The following is a 3,233-nucleotide window of genomic DNA, read 5'->3' on the forward strand; positions in this document are numbered from 1 at the left end:
ATGTGAGAGTAGGTCATCGTCAAGATTCATTTCGCAAAACCCCTATCTGCACATGCAGGTAGGGGTTTTGTCTTTGCAGCGCAAATACCCCAGTCCTGCCCGATTCCCTGTAGGAGCAGGGTGCAACGCCAGGTATGCGGGCCCTTTTCCTATGCAAGCCAACAGCCCATGGCTATCATGCGTGCCTTATTCCAAGTCGAGACTGGCATGCTGAAGTTGTTGAATCTCCTCAAGGATGGCCGGTTCCATTCCGGAGAAGCTCTGGGGGCAGCCCTCGGGGTGAGTCGCAGCGCCGTTTGGAAGCAGCTGCAGCACCTGGAGAGCGAGCTGAACCTCACCATTCACAAAGTTCGTGGGCGCGGCTATCAGCTAGCGGCACCACTGGCTTTGCTCGAAGCGCAGGCAATCGCCAGGTTTGCCGAAGGCGAGCAGTGGCCGGTTTTCATTCACGAAATCATCGACTCGACCAACGCCGAAGGCTTGAGGCTTGCCAATCAAGGGCAGGTAGCGCCATTTCTCGTCCTGGCCGAGCGGCAAAGCGCCGGCCGCGGCCGACGTGGCCGGCAATGGGTCAGCCCATTTGCCGAAAACCTCTATTACAGCCTTGTCTTGCGTGTGGATGGCGGCATGCGCCAGCTCGAAGGCTTGAGCCTGGTGGTAGGCGTTGCAGTAATGCGCACGCTGCAGGCGTTCGGGGTAAAAGATGTAGGGCTCAAATGGCCCAATGACGTGTTGGTTCGCGGGCAGAAGATCACTGGCATTCTCCTGGAGCTAGTGGGTGACCCGGCCGATGTCTGTCATGTGGTACTGGGTATCGGTATCAATGTGAACATGCAGGTCAATGACCAGGTCGACCAGGAGTGGACCTCGATGCGGCGTGAGGTGGGCGCGGCTATAGACCGTAACCACTTGGTGGCTTCGCTCAATCAGCAAATGCAGCACGAATTGGCACGCCATCGTCGCTACGGGTTTGCCGCATTCCAGGAGGAGTGGGAACAGGCGCACCTTTGGCAGGGGCGCAATGTTTCACTGGTTGCCGGTAATACGCGCATCGATGGCGTGGTTCTTGGCGTCGACGGGCAGGGCGGCTTGCGCCTTGAGGTAGACGGAGTTGAAAAGAGCTTCAGTGGTGGTGAGCTCAGTTTGAGGTTGCGTGATGATTCTTGAGCTCGATTGCGGTAACAGCTTCATCAAGTGGCGCGTGATTCATACCGCTGATGCAGTGATTGAAGGTGGCGGGATCGTCGATTCAGATCAAGCGCTGCTGGCCGAAGTGGCTGCGCTGGCTTCGGTGCGTCTGACAGGTTGCCGCATTGTCAGTGTGCGCAGCGAGGAAGAAACCGATGCGCTTTGTGCGTTGATTGCCCAGGCATTTGCCGTGCAGGCGCATGTTGCGCTTCCGGCACAGAGCATGGCCGGTGTGCGCAACGGTTACGACGACTATCAGCGATTGGGCATGGACCGTTGGCTCGCTGCGCTGGGTGCATTTCACCTGGCCAAGGGCGCATGCCTGGTGATCGACCTCGGTACCGCCGCCAAAGCAGACTTTGTGGCTGCAGACGGCGAGCACCTGGGTGGTTACATCTGTCCGGGCATGCCACTGATGCGCAGTCAGTTGCGTACCCATACCCGGCGCATTCGCTATGACGATGCCTCCGCCGAGCGCGCATTGACCAGCCTGTCGCCGGGCCGCTCTACAGTCGAAGCGGTCGAGCGTGGTTGCGTGTTGATGCTCCAGGGCTTTGCGCGTACCCAGCTTGAGCAGGCGCGCTCGCTGTGGGGTGAAGAATTCGCGGTGTTCCTCACTGGGGGTGATGCGCCGCTGGTGAGAGAGGCCGTGCCGCAGGCGCGTGTCGTCCCTGACCTGGTTTTCGTTGGCCTGGCCATGGCCTGCCCATTGGATTGAGGTGCCTATGCGTTGGTTGTTTCTGTTGTTACTGGTGCTCAACGTCTTCTATTACGTGTGGCATCAGCAGGAAGCACCGCTGAAGGTCAAGGAAGTCGCCCCGCTGTCTCTGTACAAGGGGAATCAGCAGGAAATCCGTCTGTTGCGTGAAACGGGTGTGTCGGCACCGCCCAGGCGCCGTGACGAATGCCTGGTAGTGGGGGGGGTGACAGGACAGGAGCAGCTGGATGCACTGCGTCAGCGTTTGCTGAGCCTGGATATTGCCACCTTGCCGGTGGTGGGGCAGCTGCCTGGAGCCGATGGTCGCTGGCTCAAGGTTGCCCCGGAAAGTGAGCGTTTACTGGACCAGACGGTCCTTTCGGCTCTTTCCAATGATTTCAAAGACTTAAAACATAAAATTATTTTCTGCCAGGGTATTGCAACTGGTGAATAGCTTGATAGAATGGCGCCCGCTTCACAGGGAACACCACTCAGGTGGTAGAACTGGAAGCGGTGTCAAAGTAGCTAAGTTTCAGATTTGATTGAAAAAATTTGAAAAAACGCTTGACACTAGGGCGGCAGACACATAGAATGCCGGCCACATCTGGAGGGATTCCCGAGCGGTCAAAGGGGACGGACTGTAAATCCGTTGCGAGAGCTTCGAAGGTTCGAATCCTTCTCCCTCCACCAGTTTTAGCGAGAGCCGCAAGCTCCGCGGGTATAGTTTAGTGGTAGAACCTCAGCCTTCCAAGCTGATGATGCGGGTTCGATTCCCGCTACCCGCTCCAAGTTTGCAGGATTTTGCACAAAGTGTTTCGCTCTTGTAGCTCAGTTGGTAGAGCACACCCTTGGTAAGGGTGAGGTCAGCGGTTCAAGTCCGCTCAAGAGCTCCATATAAACAAGGCAGATATGAAAATATCTGCCTTTGTTTTATCAGCGCAAGACTATTTCTTCTGCGGAGGATTGTATCGATGGCTAAGGAAAAGTTTGATCGTTCCCTTCCCCACGTTAACGTCGGCACTATCGGCCACGTTGACCACGGTAAGACCACTCTGACCGCAGCTCTGACTCGCGTCTGCTCCGAAGTTTTCGGTTCGGCAGTCGTTGAGTTCGACAAGATCGACTCGGCTCCGGAAGAAAAAGCGCGCGGTATCACCATCAACACCGCTCACGTCGAGTACAACTCGAACATTCGTCACTATGCTCACGTCGACTGCCCAGGTCACGCTGACTACGTGAAGAACATGATCACCGGTGCTGCCCAGATGGACGGCGCGATCCTGGTTTGCTCGGCCGCCGATGGTCCGATGCCACAAACCCGTGAGCACATCCTGCTGTCCCGTCAGGT

The 3,233-nt window shown here is 56.9% G+C and carries 4 protein-coding genes and 3 tRNA genes; all 7 read left to right on the top strand.

Annotation, left to right across the window (positions count from 1 at the left end):
- Positions 1-207 precede the first annotated feature (207 nt).
- A complete protein-coding gene (gene birA, locus SB756_RS27915) occupies positions 208-1,167 on the top strand; it encodes a bifunctional biotin--[acetyl-CoA-carboxylase] ligase/biotin operon repressor BirA (protein WP_016497738.1) in 960 nt (319 codons plus the stop codon).
- Positions 1,157-1,906, top strand: a complete 750-nt coding sequence (locus SB756_RS27920) for a pantothenate kinase (protein WP_341797420.1) — start codon at positions 1,157-1,159, stop codon at positions 1,904-1,906. The genes birA and SB756_RS27920 overlap by 11 nt, the downstream gene beginning before the upstream one ends.
- A gap of 7 nt (positions 1,907-1,913) precedes the next feature.
- Entirely contained in the window at positions 1,914-2,339 is a 426-nt protein-coding gene (locus SB756_RS27925) for a hypothetical protein (protein ID WP_049276033.1), read from the top strand.
- Between the two features lie 152 nt (positions 2,340-2,491).
- A tRNA-Tyr gene (locus SB756_RS27930) sits at positions 2,492-2,575 on the top strand.
- A 24-nt stretch (positions 2,576-2,599) separates the two neighbouring features.
- A tRNA-Gly gene (locus tag SB756_RS27935) sits at positions 2,600-2,673 on the top strand.
- Positions 2,674-2,702: 29 nt separating this feature from the next.
- A tRNA-Thr gene (locus SB756_RS27940) sits at positions 2,703-2,778 on the top strand.
- A 78-nt stretch (positions 2,779-2,856) separates the two neighbouring features.
- The coding region (locus SB756_RS27945) for a GTP-binding protein (RefSeq protein ID WP_410912724.1) at positions 2,857-3,233 on the top strand (377 nt) is incomplete at its 3' end.

This window comes from Pseudomonas sp. SIMBA_068, from assembly GCF_046534705.1.
GTDB classification, from domain to species: domain Bacteria; phylum Pseudomonadota; class Gammaproteobacteria; order Pseudomonadales; family Pseudomonadaceae; genus Aquipseudomonas; species Aquipseudomonas putida.